This is a genomic window from Salinimicrobium oceani, assembly GCF_012037645.1.
Window position 1 is genome coordinate 1 of sequence record NZ_JAAVJR010001136.1, and the last position, 354, is coordinate 354.

The 354-nt window shown below is 36.4% G+C and carries 1 pseudogene; it reads right to left on the reverse strand.

Going from position 1 to position 354, the window contains the following annotated elements:
• Positions 1 to 141: 141 nt before the first annotated feature.
• Positions 142 to 354: pseudogene (locus tag HC175_RS21150) on the reverse strand (methionyl-tRNA formyltransferase); the annotation flags it as partial.

Sequence of the window (354 nt, forward strand, 5' to 3'; positions counted from 1 at the left end):
TGCTTTACAAATTTATATGGAAATCTTTCCCATGCAAGTAATATCAAGGGAAAAGCAGGTAATTGTTAATAACTTCGGTAAATTGTTGATAACCTTAGTTGATTTTTTCGAAAATGCGTTCCTTTCAGCATTGACAAGGGTTCACGTAGCTTTTGCATCAGGTGAAAAATTATAGCCGTTAAGTAGATCTTTAATGGCCATTTTTCGTTTTCCCGGAAGCTGAATTTCCTTCAGCAGCAAAAAGCCGTTTTTCACCGACACTTTTACCTTTTTATCTTCTGAAATTACTTTCCCCGGCGCCTCTTTATGTTCAGAAAACTCTGGTTCACAATCATAGATCTTCAGCATTACTTC